Here is a 17578-nt window from a genome sequence, read left to right as displayed (position 1 = left end):
CCTCGTCCTCGGGGAGCCGCGCCGTGCCGTGGGCGTCTTTCGGCGTTCCGCGCCGGCGCAGAAGCCGGGAGAGGGGGCGGACCGGACGGTCCGCCCCCTCTCCTTTCCGTTTCCGCAGGCTACTTCGAGCCCTTCACCGCGTCCTCCAGCTGGGCGCCGGTGTAGGCCTCCGCGTCGCGGAAGTACTCCACGCGCAGGCTCTGCGGGTCGCGCACGCCGTTGTCGACGCGGTCCTTCTCGTAGGCGTCGAGCAGTCCCTGCGCCTCCACCGTGGCCTCGGCGAACCGCTCGGCGAGGCCGGCACCGCGCTGCAGCACGTCGTCCATGGCCCGGGTCATGACGTCCTGGGCGCCGGCGAAGTCGCCGAACAGGGCGCCGCGGCACGGTGGCACGCCCTCGCCCTCGGCGTAGGAGCCGAGCTGCGCGCTGGCCAGCCGGTGGTAGGGGTTGGCGTCGAACCAGCCCTCGTCCTCCAGCAGCCGGTAGGAGGAGCGGGTGACCGGGACGAAGCTGGAGGCGATGTGCCGGTCGGCGGCGTTGCGCGGGTTGTTCAGGAACTGCATGAAGGCCAGCGCACCGTCCTGGGTGACCTCGTCGAGGCCGTTCGCCAGCCACAGCGAGGTGCCCGCGATGATGTTGCCGCCGTACGCCTCGCCCTCACGGCCGGGGAAGCGGCCGACGCTCATCTCGAAGCCCGCGTTCTCAGCGGCCATCGCCATGTAGTTGAGGTCGTTGGACGAAGTGATACGCAGCGCCACGTCCTGGTCGGCGAACGCCTTGATGTTGCCCTCCCAGTCCGGGATCTTCCCGGTGTAGAGGTAGTGGCCCCTGCTGTGCAGCGTCTGCCACCACTCGGCCCAGGTGAGCATCTCCTTCGACGACAGGTCCAGACGGGTGGCCCGGCCCGCGCGGCCGTTGGCGTTGTCGGCCAGTTCGCCGCCCTGCACCGCGAGCGCCTGCTGGAAGAACAGCCCGTGGTTGGACCAGGTGACACCGTGCGACGGGCCGCTCTCCAGAGCCGCCACCGCCTCGCAGGCCGCCTCTATCCCGCCCCACGTCGTGGGCAGCGAGCCGATGCCTGCCTTGTCGAGGACCGTCTGGTTGCCGTAGAGGAGCATGGCGGTGACCACGGCCGGCATCGAGGTGAGGTCCCCGTCCACCGAGTAGTACTCGCGCACGGCCGGGAGGATGTCGTCGACGACCACCGGCTCGCCGAGGATCTCGCTGCGGCCCGCGATCGCCTTCTGCACCGAGGTGAACAGCGGCTTCCCGTCGGCGGCGCGCGAGTCACGGGCCGCCTGGGTGACGGCGAAGTAGTACTCCGCGACGGCCGGCGGACGGCCTTGCGCCGCCGCCTCGGCGATCTGCTGCGACAGCAGCCGGAAGTCACGGCCCTCGATGTTGATCCGGTACTCGGGGTGTGCCTTCTCGAACTCCGCTCCGAGCCGGTGGAGCCGGTCCATGTAGCCGGGGAACGTCAGGTCGGCCACCCAGACGTCGATCACGGTCCTGGCGGTCATGCGGTGCCTCGTCTCTCTTGGTCGGTCGTACTCGAACCGGGTCGTGGGCGTTCGCGCCGTCAGGCCGTCACGGCCGCGGGGCGCAGCGCGCGGGCGAAGGCCCGGATGTCACCGCTGAGGGCGGCGGGCTGTTCCAGTGCGGCGAAGTGGCCGCCCTGCTCGAACTCCGTCCAGTGCGTGATGGTGGGCAGGTCCCGGTCGGCGAGGCTGCGGATGGGCACGAAGATGTCGTCCGGGAAGACGGCGACGCCCACCGGCACCGTCAGCGGCGGCGGTACGGCACCGGCCGCCGCGGCGCGCACGCCGGCCGCGCCCTCGTAGTAGAACTGGGCCGACGAACCCGCGGTCGCCGTCAGCCAGTAGATCGTCACGTTCGTGAGCAGACGGTCGCGGTCGACGGCTTCCTCGGGCAGCTCCGTCGCACCCGTCCAGTCCAGGAACTTCTCCACGATCCAGGCCAGCTGGCCCACCGGAGAGTCGGTGAGCGCGTACGCCAGCGTCTGCGGGCGGGTCTGCTGCAGCTTCATGTAGCCGGACAGCTCCGCGTCGAAGCGGGCCAGCTTGCCCAGGCGCGCCTGGTCGCGCTCGTCGAGGGCGGCCAGCTCGGCGGGGTCGCCGGAGGGGAACGTCATCAGCATGTTCACGTGCACGCCGACGACGTGCTCGGGGTCGATGCGGCCCAGCTCCAGGGAGATCACCGCACCGGCGTCGCCGCCCTGGGCGACGTAGCGGTCGTAGCCCAGACGGGCCATCAGCTCGGCCCAGGCGCGAGCGATCCGCGGGGTGTCCCATCCGGTCTCGGTCAGCGAGGAGAACCCGTAGCCCGGGATCGACGGGATCACCAGGTGGAAGGCGTCCGCCGGGTCGGCGCCGTGCGCGCGCGGGTCGGTCAGCGGCCCGATCACGTCCAGGAACTCGGCGACGGAGCCCGGCCAGCCGTGCGTGAGCAGCAGCGGCGTGGCGTCCGGCTCGGGGGAGCGCACGTGCAGGAAGTGCACGTCGGCACCGTCGATCTCCTCGGTGAACTGCGGGTGCGCGTTCAGCTGGGCCTCCGCGGCACGCCAGTCGAACGAAGTGCGCCAGTACGCGACGAGCTCCTTGAGGTAGCCCAGCGGCACCCCGCGGTCCCAGCCGACGCCGGGCAACTCGTCCGGCCAGCGCGTCGCGTCCAGACGGCGGTGCAGGTCGTCGAGCCGATCCTGCGGGATGTCGATGCGGAAGGGGTGCATGAGCGCTCCGTCAAAGGGCTGAACCGCGAGGCGGTCGTCGGTCGAGGGGAACGTACGGGCTCGCAACCGGGCGGGATTCGGCTCCCGGACCCGCAGCGCCCAGCCGTATCGTCCGCCGCCCTTGGAGCCGCCCGCATCTTGCGGATTGCTGCACCCGCACGCCGCCCCGGCCCGCGGCGCAGGAGCGCAGCCAGGAAGATGCGGCGCCCGCGCGCCCGCTGACAGCGTGGCGCATCGCGCGCGGCGCCGGCGCCCGCCGCACCGACCCAGGAAGGACACCCAGATGACCGTTTCCCCCGCCCCCGCCCCCGCCGCCGTCGGCCTCGCCGATGCGTTCGTACGCACCGCGCCGGACGAGGTGCCCACGGCCTACCGTGCGCTGGTGGACTCCCTGTGGGACGACGGCACGGCGAGCACGGACGCCCTCGCCGCGGTGCCCTCGCTCGTCGCCGCCCTGGAGCACGCCGCCACCGACCGCAAGGGTCACCTGGCCGTCCTGCTGGGCCTGCTCGCCGAGTCGGACTACCCGGACCTGGACGGCGAACTCACCCGCGCCGTACGCGCCCACCTCGGCCGCTACCTCGACCTGCTCGCCACCGAGGGCATAGGCACACCGCTCACCCTCGCCCTGCTGTACCTGCTCTCCCACTTCCCCGGCGACCGCGAGCGCATCCTCTCGGTGGCCGCGGCGCTCGACCTGGAGGCGGAGGACCTCTCCCGCCTGGACCGGTCGCTGAGCGCGCTCGACGTGGACCACCCGGACCTCGGCCGGGTGTGGCCCTCGCCCTCGGCGTGGACCCTGAACGCGGACGAGCGCGCCTTCGACCAGAGCTGGATCAAGGAACTGACGCCGCAGCAGCTCGTCGCCAACTGGGAGAACGACACCCGTACGGTCCTCGGCTGCACCGGCGCCCGCGCGTACTGGGCGGTGTGCCATGGCGAGCCGCGCAACCTGCCCGCCGAGCCGCTGCCCGAACGCCGCGACGTCCGCGCCCCCGTCGCCGACGCGGCCCTGTTCGCCGAGCACCTCGGCGCCCTGCGCTGCCCCGCCTGCCGGGGCTCCCTCGCCTCCCACGACGGCGCCCTGCGCTGCGCCGGCTGCGCCGCCCGCTACCCGGTGGCCGGCGGCATCCTCGACCTGACCGCGCCCGCGCCCGAGCAGGAGGGCGACGCCTCCGCCGACTTCCTGGAGAAGCTGTCCCGGGTACCCAGCATGGGCCTGTTCTACGAGGCCGTCGCCCGCCCCGCCTTCCTGCGGGTGTCCGGGGCCAACTGGGGCGGCACCGTCACCCCGCAGGACGAGGACCGCTACATCGCCGAGCACGTGCGGCCCGTCGACGGACCCGTCCTCGACCTGGGAGCCGGCGCCGGACGCTGGACCGCCGTGATCGCCGAGACGGTCGGCACCGAGCGGCTCATCGCCGTCGACGCCGCGCTGCCCATGCTCAACGTGCTGCGCGGCCGGCTGCCCGAGGTGCCGTCCGTGCTGGCCTCCGCCGCGGAACTCCCCTTCGAGGACGCCTCCCTGGGCGCCGTCGTGTGCTGGAACGCCCTCCAGGCCTTCTACGCCGACGCCGGCGCGGCGATCGCCGAGGTCGGCCGCGTGCTGCGGCCGGGCGGCACCTTCACCCTGATGACCTTCCGCCGCTCCGACGACCCGGTCTACCGCTACTTCCAGTCCGCGCACCGGTTCCCGCAGCACCAGGGCGGCCTGCAGCTGTTCGACCGCGACGAGGTCAAGCGCTGGCTGACCGACGCCGGCTTCACGATCCGCGAGGAGAGCGGACCGGGCACGTTCGTGTTCCTCACAGCCGTGCGCGAGCACTGACACCCGGCAAGCCGACACAGCGAGCACCGGCGCCCAGCGCGCCCGGACGCACGGAAGGAACAGACGCCGACATGAACCGGCACGACGTCCCACGAACGGTCTTCGCCGCGCCCGGCACGGCCGCCTACGACGAGGCCACGGCCGTCTTCAATCTCGCGGCACCGGCACGGCCCGAACGGGCCGTGATCGCCCGCAGCGTGGCCGAGGTCCGCGCCGCCGTACGCGAGGCCGCCACCCTCGGCCTGCCCGTCCGTGTGCACACCACCGGTCACGCCTCCGGCGCCCGGCCGGCCGTCGACGGCGGGCTGCTCGTCCGCACCCGCCTGGACGGCGGCGTCGTCGTCGACGCCGAGCGCCGGATCGCCCGGGTCCCGGCCGGCACGACATGGGGCGAGGTCGTCGCGGCGGCGGCACCCCACGGACTGACCGCAGCGCACGGCTCGGCCGCCCACGTCGGTGTCGTCGGCTACCTGCTCGGCGGCGGCGTCAGCTACTACGGCCGGCACACCGGACTGGCCGCCAACAGCGTACTCGCGGTCGAACTCGTCACCGCCGACGGGGAGTCGGTCCGCGCAGACGCCGACAGCGACCCCGATCTGCTGTGGGCCCTGCGTGGCGGCGGAGGCGGCTTCGGTGTCGTCACCGCCGTCGAGTTCGAGCTGTTCCCCGTGGCGAAAGTGGTCACCGGCGGCACCTACTGGTCCGCCGCCCACGCCCGCCCGCTGCTCACCGCATGGCGCGACTGGGCCGCCGCCGCGCCGCGCCGGGCGACCACCTCGCTGCGCGTGATGAACCTCCCGCCGGTCCCCGGCGTCCCCCCCGCGCTCGCCGCCGGGCCGGTGATCTGCGTCGACGGCGCGGTGTTCGCCGCGACGGCGGACGACGTGGCCGACGCCCGACACGACGCCGAGGACCTGCTCGCACCCCTGCGCGGCATCGCCGAACCGCTCATGGACACCTGGGCGCTCACCGACGCCGCCGGCGTGCTCGACGCCCACATGGACCCGGCGGACCCGGTCCCGTTCATCGGCGACCACCTGCTCCTGGCGGACCTCGGCGACGACGCGGTGGACGCGTTCCTCGGCGTGTGCGGCGAGAACTCCGGCTCGCCGCTCGTGGTGGCGACGCTGCGCCAGCTCGGCGGGGCGTTCGCCGACGCAGACCCCCGTGGCGGCGTGCTGAACCAGGTGGACGCGGCCTACGCCTACATGGGGTCGGGCCCCCCGTTCGGGCCGGTCACCCCGGCGGACCTGGAGAAGCACTGCGCCGTCGTCCGGGCCGCGCTGGAGCCCTGGAACACGGGCCGTACGGTGCCGTCCCTGGTCGAGGGGGCGGACCGGCCGCAGGGCCATCTCGACGCCGGTGCCGCGGCCGCCGTGGACCGGGTCCGGGCCCGGATCGACCCGCGCCGGCGCTTCGCCGGCGACATCGCGCCCGGAGCGGCCGCGGTCGGCTGAGGCCTGGCTGCACGACCGACGGCGTGGACCCCTGTGGGCCCGCGCCGTCGGTCGTGCACGCTGCGGAGCCCGGAACCACGCCTGGACCCCCGGCAGGTCTGCCGGGGGTCCAGGCGTGGTTCTGGTGACTTCGCAAGGATGTGCCGCAGCGGGGACCGGACTACTTGAAGGAGACGATCTGGCCGCCGCCCTCGCCGGCGTCGCTGCCCAGGCCGACCTGGGTCTGGGTGGTCTTGGCGTCGACCGTGCCCCAGACCTGGCGGTCGGCGCCCACGACCGCCTGGAAGGAGCTGTGCACGACCAGCGTCGTGTTCACCTTGCCCTGCGCGTCCGAAGTGACGTCCTTCGAAGTGCTGGCGTCACAGCCGTACTTGGTCGGCTCCACGAACGCGCACTGACCGACGTGGAACACGGTGTTCGGGGTCAGGCCGGACGCGGTGACGGCCACCTGCTGGCCGTCCGCGAGACCGCTCGCCGGGGAGACCGAGACCACCGGCGAGGCGGCCATGGCGGACGGCTGGACGGCGACAGCCAGGCCGGCGGCGACGGCGGCGACGGCGCCGAGACGGGTGACGAGGCCGAGCTTGTTCTTGACAGTCATGATCGTGGAACTCCATGTCGGTGTGAGGGACAGAAGGACAGTGGGAATCGGGGCTGTTCTCGGGGCCGTTTCCCGGTGTCCACCAATGACATTAGGTTCCGGTGATCACTGCCGGCATCTTCGAGGTTGCTTCATGAAACCGACTCGGATCCCAGCGCAGAAGGGCATTCTGCGAGATGCGGACGGCCCGCCCCGCGCGGGACGCTCGGGGACGGGCCTCGCCTGTCCGCGCGACGACGACGCCTTCAGCCCCCACCACACACGACGACGGGAAGAACACGCACATGACTGCAGGCGGTGCTCCCAAGGCCGGGCGGAAGGAGTGGATCGGGCTGGGAATCCTCGCCCTGCCCACCCTGCTCGTCGCCCTCGACGTTTTCGTACTGCTGCTCGCGCTGCCGCATCTGAGCGCGGACCTCGACGCGGACAGCAATCAGCAACTGTGGATCATGGACATCTACGGCTTCATGGTCGCCGGCTTCCTGGTGCCCATGGGCACCCTCGGTGACCGCATCGGCCGCCGCAAACTGCTGCTGATGGGCGGAGCGGCCTTCGGCGCCGCCTCCTTGCTCGCCGCATTCGCCACCAGCCCCGGCATGCTGATCGCCGCCCGGGTGCTGCTGGGGATCGCCGGCGCCGCCATCAGCCCGTCCACCCTCGCGCTGATCTCCACCATGTTCAAGGACGAGAAGCAGCGGGCCACCGCCATCGGCCTGTGGGCCAGCTGCTTCACCCTCGGCGCCATCATCGGACCCATGCTCGGCGGCGTCATGCTCGAGCACTTCTGGTGGGGCTCGCTCTTCCTCATGGGTGTGCCGGTGATGCTCCTGCTGCTGATCACGGGCCCGAGGGTCCTGCCCGAGTCCGCCAACCCCGAAGCCGGCCGCATCGACCTGCCGAGCGTCGCCCTCAACCTGGGCACCACCATCCCGGTCATCTACGGCATCAAGGACCTGGCCCGCAACGGCTGGAGCCCGCTGCCCGTCGCCGCCATCGTCGCCGGCGTCGTCCTCGGCACGCTCTTCGTCCGCCGCCAGCGCATGCTGACGGCCCCGCTGCTCGACGTGACCCTCTTCCGGCACGGCCGGTTCAGCGCCTCGCTGCTGGGCCTGCTCGCCTACAGCCTCATCGGCGGCACGGTCATGCTGCTGATGACGCAGTACTTCCAGGCCGCCCAGCGCATGAGCCCGCTCGACTCCGGTCTCGGCCTGCTCCCGGGCATGGCGGCGGCCACCGTCTCCTTCATGGTCTGCCCGATCATCGCCCGCAAGGTGCGCCCGGCCTACGTCATCGGCGCCGGCCTGGTCGGCGTGGTCGCCGTCCTTCTCACCTTCTCCCAGCTGGGCGCCGACTCCGGTACGTCCACCCTCGTCGTCGGCTTCGCGGTGTTCTCCTTCTGCGGCGCCCCGCTGGTCGCGCTCGGCACCAACATGGTCGTCGGCACCGTCCCGCCGGAGAAGGCCGGTTCGGCCGGCGCCCTCTCCCAGATCAGCAACGAGTTCGGCGCCGCCCTCGGCGTCGCGACCCTGGGCACCGTGGGCCTGGCCGTCTACCGGGACCAGATCCACTCCGCGGTGCCCTCCGGTGTCCCCGCACAAGCGGCCGACGCCGCCCGCGACAGCGTCTCCGGTGCCGCGGCCGCCGCGCAGAGCCTGCCCGACAAGATCGCCGACACGCTGATGGAGCCGGTCCGCGTCGCCTTCACCGGCGGCATCCACACCGTCTCCGCCGTCGCCGCCGGCCTGATCGCCGTCGCGGGCGTGTTCTTCGTGGTGCTGATGCGGCACGTCCCGCCGATCGGCCAGGAACAGGCCCCGGCCGACGCCGAGTCCGCCGAGGAGAAGATCCTCGCGGCCTGACCCAGGCACCCGCACGACGAGCGCCGCCGGACGACCGAGGAGGTCGACCGGCGGCGCTCGGCGTTCCCGTGCAGCTCAGCGCAGCTCGATCCCGGTGTACCTGGCGAGCGCGGTGAGGAACTCGCCCCGCGACAGCGCCGCCGCGACGAGCTCGATGTCGTCCGCCATGTACCGGTCCACGCCCAGCGCCGGCACCAGCGACCGCACCGCGTCGTACGTCGCCTGGGAGGCCGGGCTCAGATCCTCGTAGCGTCGGGAGACGTCCACCGCCTGGGCGGCGGCGAGGAACTCCACCGCGAGGATGCGGTTGTTGTTGCCCAGCACCCGGCGGGCGTTGCGGCCCGCGATCAGGCCCATGCTCACCACGTCCTGGTTGTCACCGTTGGACGGCACCGACTGGGTGGAGGCCGGCCCGATCGTCCGGTTCTCCGCGACCAGCGCCGTCGCGGGGTACTGGGCGCCGGCGAACCCGCAGTTCAGGCCCGGATTCGCGGCCACCAGGAACTCGGGCAGGCCGTAGCTGAGATGACGGTTCAGCAGCCGGTTGAGCTGACGCTCGGCGAGCACACCGAGCTGGGTCAGGGCGATGGTGACGAAGTCCAGGGCGAAGGCGATCGGCTGGCCGTGGAAGTTGGCGCCGTGGAAGATCTCCTCGCCCTCGAAGAACAGCGGGTTGTCGTTGGCCGAGTTGAGCTCGATCTCCAGCTTGTCCTGCGCGTGGTAGAGGGTGTCGCGCACGGCGCCGAGGATCTGCGGGACGGCCCGCAGCGTGTACGCCTTCTGGAGGTAGGTGTCGGTGCGCTGGACGTCCTGGCCTTCCTCCTTGACGTCCTGCACCTGCCTGCGCAGCTCCGCGTGCTCGGCGATCAGCCGGCTGCCGGCCAGCAGGGCCCGCATGTTGGCGGCCGAGTCGATCTGCCCGCGGTGCGGCCGCGCCACGTCGTGTCCCTCTGCGAGGAACGGACTCGCCGAGCCGCGCAGGACGTCGTTGAGCAGGCCCGAGACCAGCTCGGCCTGCCGGGTCTGGGCCAGCGCGCGCTCCACGACCAGCGAGCCGAGACCCGTCATCGCCGACGTGCCGTTGATCAGCGCGAGCCCTTCCTTGAACCGCAGCCGCAGCGGCTCGATGCCCTGCTCGCGCAGTACCTTCGCCGTCTCCATCCGCCGGCCGTCCCGGAGCACGTACCCCTCGCCGATCAGCGTGCTCGCCAGGTGCGACAGCGGTACGAGGTCGCCGCTGGCGCCCAGCGAGCCGATCTCTGGGATGGCCGGGACGATGCCCCGGTTCAGGTAGAGGGCCAGGCGTTCGAGGATCTCCGGGCGCACCGCCGAGTGCCCCTTGGCGAGGGTGTTGAGACGGGCCGCCACGATGGCGCGTGCCTCGTCCTCGGCGAACAACGGGCCCACTCCGGCGCAGTGACTGCGCACCAGGTTGGTCTGCAGCTCGACTTCCTTCGACTTGTCGACCTGCATGCAGATCATCTCGCCGTACCCGGTGGTGACGCCGTAGATGGGGACGTTCTGCCCGGCCAGCTCCTCTAGCATCGCCCGGCTGCGCAGGGTCTTGGCGACCGCCTCGGGAGCGACGGCTGCCTGTGCCCCCTCTTCGGCGACGCGCCGGACGGCGTCGATGGTGAGGCTCTGGCCGTCGAAGGAGACGGGGGCGGTGGAAGTCTCGACTGAGGTCAACGCTTTCACTCCAGGCATAGGCGGGGCGAGGGAACGGGCGAGGTGACCGTGAGGGAGTGGGAGCCGGTGCCCGAGGTCAGCGCAGGGCGTCCTCGGCGGCGAGCGCGCGGATGGCGCGGCGCTGCAGCTTTCCCGTCGGATTGCGCGGCAGCCGGGTGACGAAGGTGATGTCCTGCGGCACCTTGTACCAGGTCAGCGACGAGCGGCAGGCGTCCAGGAGTTCTTCGCGCAGGCTCTGGCCGGCCGCGCCGTCCACGGCGTGGCGCAGGACGGCGTAGGCGCGCAGCACCGTGACGCCGGTGTCCCGCCGCACCGCGCACACCGCGGCCTCCTCGACGGCCGGGTGCGCCATCAGCCGGTCCTCGATCTCCGTCGGATGGACGTTGATGCCGGCGACGATCTCCACGTCGTCGAGCCGCCCGTAGACCCGGACGAACCCGTCGGCGTCCATGGTGGCGGCGTCGCTGGTGGTGAACCAGGCGTCCGGACCGAGCCGGACAGGGGCGTCCCCACCGTGCGGGACCGGCAGACCGATGGTCGGCCCGGACACCTCCACCCGGCCCTCGACACCTGCCGGGACCGGCCGGCCGACCTCGTCGACGACCCCCGAATGTGACGGCGCACTGACGCCCGATGTCACCGTGATGGACGGTGTCGTCGCCGATGATGCTGGCCGTACCCGACACATACAGGACCGGCCGGGTGCCGTCGGCCGGCTCGAGGAGCGTGGCGCGGGCGAAACTCGGCGACTTCGGCCCGTACCGGTGCGGATACCGGTGCGCCGGGGTCTGGCGCGGATTCTCCAGGTGCCGGGGCCGGCCGGTGCGGCAGGCGAGGAAGTACATGTCGATGCCGGGGCGCAGGGAGCCGATGCCGGTGGCCGCGGGCATGCCCGCGATCCGGTCCGACCAGGACTCGAACGCCTGGGCGCGGCCCACGCAGAAGTCCCGGTAGTTCTCCATACCCTCGCCGTTGGGGCCGGTGATGTCCCCCCCGAGATTCCACATGCGCACCGGCTCCGTGTAGCCGAGCCGGCACATCAGCGCGAACGCCGCCTCGTACACCGATCGCACGGTGTCGCGGTAGACGCCCTGCTCCTCGACACGTACCGCGCACAGGAAGTGCTCGCTGTCCTCGGCGTACACCAGATCGCCGTCCCGGCCGCGGCGCACCGGCCGGTCGGTGGTCCACACCTCGGTGATCCGCTCGGCATCCACGCCGGCCATGGCGATCCGGGCCAGTGGAGCACCGTCGAGAAGCAGGGGTGGCCCGCCCCCGTGGCCGTAGGTCACCCTGCCGAGCACGTGCCGGCCGCCCGTGCGGGCCCGTACGTCGTCGCCGGGCCTCACGAAGATGCAGTCCAGGGCCGTCGTCCTGGTCGTGCCCGGGCGCGTGACTGTCACGATGTCCTTCCCGCCGCGCAGCGCGCGGCATGGGCGGTCGGTCGAAGGTCGGGCTGCTGGGCGTCGGCCGGCTGCCAGGGCAGGTCCCGGGCGGCGAAGCCGTCCGCGTCCACCCACAGCGCGCGCAGTCCGCGCAGCACCGCGGAGGGCCGGTAGGAGGTGCTGCCGAGGGCGAACCGCGCGCCGGCGACGCGCTGCGCGAAGCGCATGAGCACGGTTCGCGCGATCAGCCGGGCCAGTGGCGTCCCGGGGCAGTGGTGCGGATTCGCGCCGAACGCCGGATGCGGCGACGAGCCTTCCGGAGCGAGGACATCGGGGGCCGCAGTGAGCGCCGGGTCGCGATGGGCCGCGGCGAGCAGCAGCACCATCACGGTGCCCCGCGGTACGCGCGTGCCGCACAGGTCGAGGTCGGTGCCGGCCAGCCGCCGGACGACCTGCACCGGCGGGTCGAAACGGAGGGTCTCCTCCACCAGACGCGCCGCACGGGAGGGGTCGCGGCGCAGCGCGTCGATCTCGTGCGGGGCTCGCAGCAGCGCCAGCACACCGCACGAGACCAGAGCGGCGGTGGTCTCGTAGCCGGAGACGAGCAGGAACCGCCCGACCGACGCGGCTTCGGCGTCGGTGAGCCGGTCTCCGTGCTCACCGCCGATCAGCCGCGCCGGAAGATCGTCGGCGTCCGCCCGGCGCCGCCGGTCGCGGACCGCCTCGGCGAGGTAGGCCTCGAGTTCGGTCTCGGTCCACCGGAGCTCGGCCAGGCGTGCCGGGTTCTCGGTGCCGGCCGGCGGCAGGTCGAGGGCGGCGCCGAGCGCCGTGACCCGCCGGTGCAGCCATGGGGCGTCATCGGCCGGAAGACCCAGCAGGCGGGACAGGACGGCCATGGGCACCGGATGCGCCAGGTCGCTGACCACCTCGAGACGGCCCCGGGCCGCCACCGAGTCCAGACGGTCGTCGACGAAGGAGCGTACGAAGGGCGCGAGGTCCGCCAGCGCTTCCGGGCCCAGGACGCGGTCCAGCACCGGACGCAGCCTGGCCGAGGGGACCGGGCAGACGCCGACGGCGGCCGGCAGCCGGGTGCCCCTTCGCAGGGCGTCGGCGCAGTGCGCGTGTGACGACAGGACGACCACGCCCTCGTCGAGCCACACCGGTCCCGTCTCCCGGATACGGTTCAGCACGGGATACGGGTCGACGTGGACCTCGCCGCTCAGGAACCGCAGCACGAGGGAGCGGGCCTCGTCGTGGACGACTTCGTCCTCGGTGGACAGGTGCATCGCCGAACGACCGCCTTCCCTCGCACAGTCTTTCTGCGTCTGCTTGCGTCTGCTTGCGTCTGCTTGCGTCTGCTTGCGTCTGCTTGCGTCTGCTTGCGTCGGAAGAATGTGCGGCCTGTCCGGACCGCGTCCACGGCGAGTTGCGCAAGCCTGCACGGGCTGCGACGGGCCGCGGCGACTCCGCCAGGTCCGCTTGCCGTGGACCGCGTGCTGCTCGTGTGATGTCCCGCAGGACATGCTGGAGGGGACAGGCAGACATGGCGGAACTCGTCGAGCGGCAGTCCGCGGCCCGGTTCGAGGAACACGAGCGCGGCGGAAGCAGGGCCCCGTACCGCCACGGCCCCGGCCGCGCAGCCGGCCGGCGCTGGTACTCCTGCTGGTCGGACCCTTCTTGCCGCTGTTCGACCAGTTCTGTGTGAACCTCGCGGCGCCGTCCATCAACCAGTCGTTCCGGCTGACGCCGTTCGAGTTCCAGGCGGTGGTGGGCGGATACGGACTGGTCTACGGACTCGGACTGATCACCGGCGGTCGGCTCGGCGACCTGTTCGGACGGCGGCGCATGTACCGGGCCGGAATCGCCGTGTTCGCGCTGACCACCCTGGGCTGCGCACTCGCCTGCTCGCCCGGCACGCTCATCGCGGCCCGGCTCGCCCAGGGCGCCGCCGCCGCGGTGCTCCAGCCCCAGGTACTGGCCCTGATCCGGACCCAGTTCCCGCCCACCGAGCAGCCCAGGGCGCTGTCCTGGTTCGCGGTGTCGATGAGCCTCGGCATGGTGCTCGGCCAGATCCTCGGCGGTGCACTGCCCGCCTGGGACGTGTTCGGCCTCGGCTGGCGCCCGGTCTTCCTCGTGGCCGTACCGCTCTGCGTGGCGGTGTTCCTGCTGCTGCCCGCCACCCTGCCCGCCGACCGGCCGGCCCTCGCGGGACAGGGGGCCGACGTGACGGGCGCGGTGCTCAGCGCGGTGTCCGCGGCGCTGGTGCTGCTGCCGCTCGCCGCCGTCCGGCAGTGGCCGTTCCTGCCCACCGGTGTGGTGCCGTGCGCGGCGGGATGCGCCCTCGCGGCCGTGTTCGTACGCAACCAGCGCGCCGGGCTGCGCCGGGGACGGCCGGCGCTGCTGCCGGTGGACCTGTTCTCCGTGCCCGCGTTCGTGCACGGAGTCCTGCTCAACTTCGCGCTCTACATGGCCAGCGTGCCCTTCGCCGTCGTCCTCGCCGTGTACCTGCAGGACGAGGCCGGGCTCAGCTCCGCCGAGGCGGGGCTCACGTTCACGCCCGCCGCCGTCGCCATCGCCGTCGGCTCGCGGTTCGCCGTCCCGCTGCGGACGCGATTCGGCGAGCGGGTCCTCGTCCTCGCCGCCGCGCTGATCGCGCTCGGTCTCACCGCGGGACCGGCCGCCGCCGCCATCAGGGGCGACAGCGCATCGATGGCTGTTCTGCTCACGGGCATGGCCGTGTACGGACTCGGCAACGGCCTGATCGTCCCGCTGCTGACCGGGGCCGTGATGAGCAGAGTGCCCCCGAAGGATGCGGGAGCCGGAGCCGGCGTCCTGGCGACCACGCAGCAGCTCGCCGCGGCGCTCGGCATCGCCGTCGTCGGCATCGTCCTCTACCCGTCCTCGCCCGCACTGCCGTTGCGCTACACGTCGGCTCTGGTCGCGGAGGTCGCGATCGCCGCGCTCGCCGTGGTCCTCGCCGGCCGTCTGGTCGCCGTTCTGCGGCGGCACGGCACGCAGTAGCCAGGGCACGGAGCAGCCACGGGCGTCAGCCCATGTCCAGCCCCGCCAGGAACCACGTCTGCGCGACCCGGATCCGGGCCTCCGTCTCCGCCCGGTCCGCGCCGGCGATGACGAACGCGGCGAGGAAGTCACCGGAGTGCGAGGCGTCCGGGACGCGCCGGCCGACCTCGGCGTACGTCGTGTACTTCACGACGCCCGGCGGCAGCGTCGCCGGGTCCGGCAGTGCCCGCAGCACCCCCGGCCGCTTGGTGAACAGCAGCTGGCCCGCGAGACGTTCTGGGTCCCGGCGCTCGCCGGCCGCCACGGGCAGGCCCAGCTGGCGGCGCACCGGGTACTCCATCGGGTCGAAGCCGTACAGCACCCGCTGCACGTCCCGCACCCCGGCGCCGCCCGCCCGGGAGGCCGCCTCGCACAGCACGAGGTCGCCGCCGGTGGTGTGGAACACCTCGATGTGGAAGGCGAAGTTCTCCGGCCCTTCGAACGCCTCCAGCACCCGCTCGCCGAACGCGACGAGCCGGCGGGCCAGCGGGTCGGCGAGGTCCAGGGCGATGTCCACACGGCCCTTGCGGTCCCGGAAGTCGGCCAGCGCGTACTGGTACTGCGACGGCCACAGCGTGGCGATCCGGCCGTCCAGGACCGTGCCGTCGATGTGGCACATGGAACCCTCGACGAACGCCTCGGCCAGCCACTGCGGACTGCCGTCCGCGTCGAACAGCTCCACCTCCTCCAAACGGTCCCGGAGTTCCTCCCGGGTGCGCAGCACGGCCACCCCGACAGACAGCGCGCCCTTGCGGGGCTTGAGCACGACGGGGAACCCATGCCGGTCGGCGAAGGCCTCCAGTTCGGCGGCCGAGCGCAGCAGCGCGTGGTCGGCGACCGGAATCCCGGCCCGCACCGCGGCCTGCTTCATCTCCCACTTGTCCCGGTACACCCGCGCGGAGTCGGGCCGCTGGCCGGGCAGGCCGTAGCGCTCGCGCAGGACGGCCGCTCGTTCGATGTCGAACTCCTGGCAGGCGACGACATCCGTGACACCGAACTCCTCGACGAGCTCGGCGGCCCGTTCGAGGACGTGCGGGCCGGTGTCGTAGTCGTCGAGCACCTCGGCGTGCAGGTACGGCGCCCCGGTGGGAAGTTCCTCGCCGAACAGGGCCAGCTGCGCGGCCGAGCCCAGCAGGACGAGCTTTTCGCCGTGGTCGGCCAGCCACTGCTCGTAGGGGTTGGCGCGCAGCGAACCGCGGTGCAGCACGAGCGTGGTCATGTAAAGGTCCCTTCGTTCCAGATACTGACGTACCGTTCGCCGGTGTCGGGCAGGACGGCGACGATCGTTCGGCCCGCGTAGGCGGGGTCCCGGGCCAGGAGTGTCGCCGCGTACACGGCGGCACCGGAAGAGAGCCCGGCGAACACGGCTTGCTCCCGGGTCAGCGCCCGCGAGGCCCGCCGGGCCGCTTCATCGGAGCAGGTGAGCACCCGGTCGATGAGCGCGACGTCCGTGGTGGGGGAGACGAAGCCACCGTTCAGGCCGGGGATGCAGTGGGTGCCGGCGTAGCCGCGGGAGAGGACCGGCGAGCCCTCCGGCTCCACGGCGACGACCTCCAGGCGGGGATTGCGCTCGCGCAGGAAGCGGCCGGCACCGGTGAGGGTGCCGCCGGTGCCGACGCCCGCGACCAGGACGTCCACCTGGCCGGCGGTGTCCGCCCAGATCTCCGGTCCGGTGCTCTCGTAGTGCGCCCGGACGTTGTCGGGGTTCTCGTGCTGGCGCATGTACCAGGCGCCGGGGGTGGCGGCCTGGATCTCCTCGGCCCTGGCGATGGCGCCGGCGAACCCCTCGGCGCTCGGGGTCTGCACGACCTGGGCGCCCAGCGCCGTCAGCAGCCCCACCCGCTCCGGTGTCGCGCTGTCGGGCAGGACGACGACGCAGCGGTAGCCGCGCAGGGCGCACAGCGCGGCCAGGGCGATACCGGTGTTGCCGGACGTGGATTCCACCACGGTGCCGCCGGGGGTCAGCTCGCCGCGCAGCTCGGCGCCGCCGAGCATGGCGAGAGCGGCGCGGTCCTTGCTGCTGGAGAAGGGGTTGGCGGACTCCAGCTTGGCGAGGACCTCGGTGCCGGGCGCGGCGCCGGGCACGTTGAGGCGGAGCAGGGGTGTGTTTCCGATGAGTTCTTCCAGGCCGGCGGCGACGCGCCGGGCGGCGGGCGCCGCGGGTGGGGCGGTGGTCATGGACCAACTCCTGGGTGGAGGGGGAGGGGAGAGGGGTGGGGCGGAGGGCGCACGGTCACCAGGAACCCGCCGAGGCGAGCAGCCGTACGGCGTCGGAGGGGGTGCCGGGTGTGGCGTCGGAGGTGGCGTCGGGCCCGTCGGCAGGGGCGGGGCCCTGGGCGGCGCCGGGTGTGGTTCCGGGGCCGGTCCCGGTGTCCGGGACCGGACGCAGGCCAGGGCCGGGCCGGACGACCGAGCGCGGCGCGTACACCCGCGCCCCGGGCGGCAGGTCCTCGGTGACGGTGGCCATGGCGCCGATCAGAGCGTGGTCGCCGATGGTCACGGGACCCAGCACAGTCGCGTTCGCGCCGAGGATCACCCCGTCGCCGACGACCGGGTGCCGCCGGGCGCCCGGCGGGCGGTGGTTGTCCGTCCACCACCCCACCGCGCCCAGCGTCACCTGCTGGTAGATCGTCACGTCGTCGCCGACGACGGCCGTCTGCCCGATCACCACGGACGCGCCGTGGTCGATGAAGACCCGGCGGCCCAGCACCGCGCCGGGATGGATCTCGACGCCGGTACGGCGGCGGGCGATCCGGGCGAGGAACCGCGCGGCCGTGCGCAGCCGTCGCCGGTACAGCCGGTGGGCCACACGGTGCGTCCACACGGCGGACAGCCCGGTGTGGCCGAGAGCCTCCAGCCGGCCGGACAGGGACGGGTCGCGGGCGACGACGACGTCGAGGTCCTCGCCCAGGGTGCGCAGCAGCGAATGCTCTTCGGACATGGTGCCGAC

Annotated in this window: 13 protein-coding genes and 1 pseudogene; 4 read left to right on the top strand and 10 right to left on the bottom strand. The window is 72.9% G+C overall.

The features are described 5' to 3' along the window. Positions 1-119: 119 nt before the first annotated feature. Together AB0G56_RS27005 and AB0G56_RS27000 are read right to left on the bottom strand one after the other, a co-directional pair. Positions 120-1520: an extracellular solute-binding protein gene (locus AB0G56_RS27005; protein WP_360973639.1), complete on the bottom strand. Its 1401-nt coding sequence runs from the start codon at positions 1518-1520 to the stop codon at positions 120-122. 59 nt (positions 1521-1579) lie between these two features. Next, a complete protein-coding gene (locus AB0G56_RS27000) occupies positions 1580-2749 on the bottom strand; it encodes an epoxide hydrolase family protein (protein ID WP_360973637.1) in 1170 nt (389 codons plus the stop codon). Between the two features lie 283 nt (positions 2750-3032). Here AB0G56_RS27000 and AB0G56_RS26995 point away from each other — a divergent pair, with 283 nt between their 5' ends. Both AB0G56_RS26995 and AB0G56_RS26990 read left to right on the top strand, forming a co-directional pair. Beyond that, entirely contained in the window at positions 3033-4577 is a 1545-nt protein-coding gene (locus tag AB0G56_RS26995) for a class I SAM-dependent methyltransferase (RefSeq protein ID WP_360973635.1), read from the top strand. A 71-nt stretch (positions 4578-4648) separates the two neighbouring features. Next, a complete protein-coding gene (locus tag AB0G56_RS26990) occupies positions 4649-6034 on the top strand; it encodes an FAD-dependent oxidoreductase (RefSeq protein WP_360973633.1) in 1386 nt (461 codons plus the stop codon). A 160-nt stretch (positions 6035-6194) separates the two neighbouring features. On the opposite strand, the gene AB0G56_RS26985 is transcribed toward AB0G56_RS26990, so the two are convergent. Continuing rightward, the gene (locus AB0G56_RS26985; protein WP_360973631.1) at positions 6195-6635 is read right to left on the bottom strand and encodes an enediyne antibiotic chromoprotein; all 441 of its coding nucleotides are present in this window, start codon (positions 6633-6635) and stop codon (positions 6195-6197) included. 284 nt (positions 6636-6919) lie between these two features. Between AB0G56_RS26985 and AB0G56_RS26980 the strand changes: the two genes are divergently transcribed. Beyond that, positions 6920-8494 (top strand): MFS transporter, encoded by a 1575-nt coding sequence (locus AB0G56_RS26980; RefSeq protein ID WP_360973629.1) that lies wholly within the window; start codon positions 6920-6922, stop codon positions 8492-8494. A gap of 75 nt (positions 8495-8569) precedes the next feature. Here AB0G56_RS26980 and cmdF read toward each other — a convergent pair whose 3' ends face one another. From cmdF to AB0G56_RS26960, 4 genes and pseudogenes are all read right to left on the bottom strand, one after another. Then, positions 8570-10183: a tyrosine 2,3-aminomutase gene (gene cmdF, locus AB0G56_RS26975; protein ID WP_360973627.1), complete on the bottom strand. Its 1614-nt coding sequence runs from the start codon at positions 10181-10183 to the stop codon at positions 8570-8572. A gap of 76 nt (positions 10184-10259) precedes the next feature. Then, positions 10260-10823, bottom strand: a complete 564-nt coding sequence (locus AB0G56_RS26970) for a hypothetical protein (RefSeq protein WP_360973625.1) — start codon at positions 10821-10823, stop codon at positions 10260-10262. 28 nt (positions 10824-10851) lie between these two features. Next, positions 10852-11475, bottom strand: a pseudogene (locus AB0G56_RS26965) (reactive intermediate/imine deaminase); the annotation flags it as partial. A 107-nt stretch (positions 11476-11582) separates the two neighbouring features. Further along, positions 11583-12854 (bottom strand): cytochrome P450, encoded by a 1272-nt coding sequence (locus AB0G56_RS26960; protein WP_360973623.1) that lies wholly within the window; start codon positions 12852-12854, stop codon positions 11583-11585. 391 nt (positions 12855-13245) lie between these two features. Between AB0G56_RS26960 and AB0G56_RS26955 the strand changes: the two genes are divergently transcribed. Continuing rightward, entirely contained in the window at positions 13246-14589 is a 1344-nt protein-coding gene (locus AB0G56_RS26955) for an MFS transporter (protein WP_360973621.1), read from the top strand. Between the two features lie 25 nt (positions 14590-14614). Here AB0G56_RS26955 and AB0G56_RS26950 read toward each other — a convergent pair whose 3' ends face one another. The 3 genes from AB0G56_RS26950 to epsC are packed head-to-tail and all read right to left on the bottom strand — an operon-like array spanning position 14615 to position 17569. Next, positions 14615-15847: an ATP-grasp domain-containing protein gene (locus AB0G56_RS26950; protein WP_360973619.1), complete on the bottom strand. Its 1233-nt coding sequence runs from the start codon at positions 15845-15847 to the stop codon at positions 14615-14617. Next, complete coding sequence (locus AB0G56_RS26945; RefSeq protein WP_360973617.1) at positions 15844-16806, bottom strand: cysteine synthase family protein; 963 nt, start codon at positions 16804-16806, stop codon at positions 15844-15846. Before AB0G56_RS26945 ends, AB0G56_RS26950 begins: the two co-directional genes overlap by 4 nt. A gap of 55 nt (positions 16807-16861) precedes the next feature. Further along, positions 16862-17569 (bottom strand): serine O-acetyltransferase EpsC, encoded by a 708-nt coding sequence (epsC, locus tag AB0G56_RS26940; RefSeq protein WP_360973615.1) that lies wholly within the window; start codon positions 17567-17569, stop codon positions 16862-16864. Positions 17570-17578: the final 9 nt, after the last annotated feature.

Source organism: Streptomyces sp. NPDC021356 (assembly GCF_040641015.1).
In the GTDB taxonomy this organism is placed as follows: Bacteria; Actinomycetota; Actinomycetes; order Streptomycetales; family Streptomycetaceae; genus Streptomyces.
This window is presented reverse-complemented; position numbering and strand designations above follow the sequence as displayed.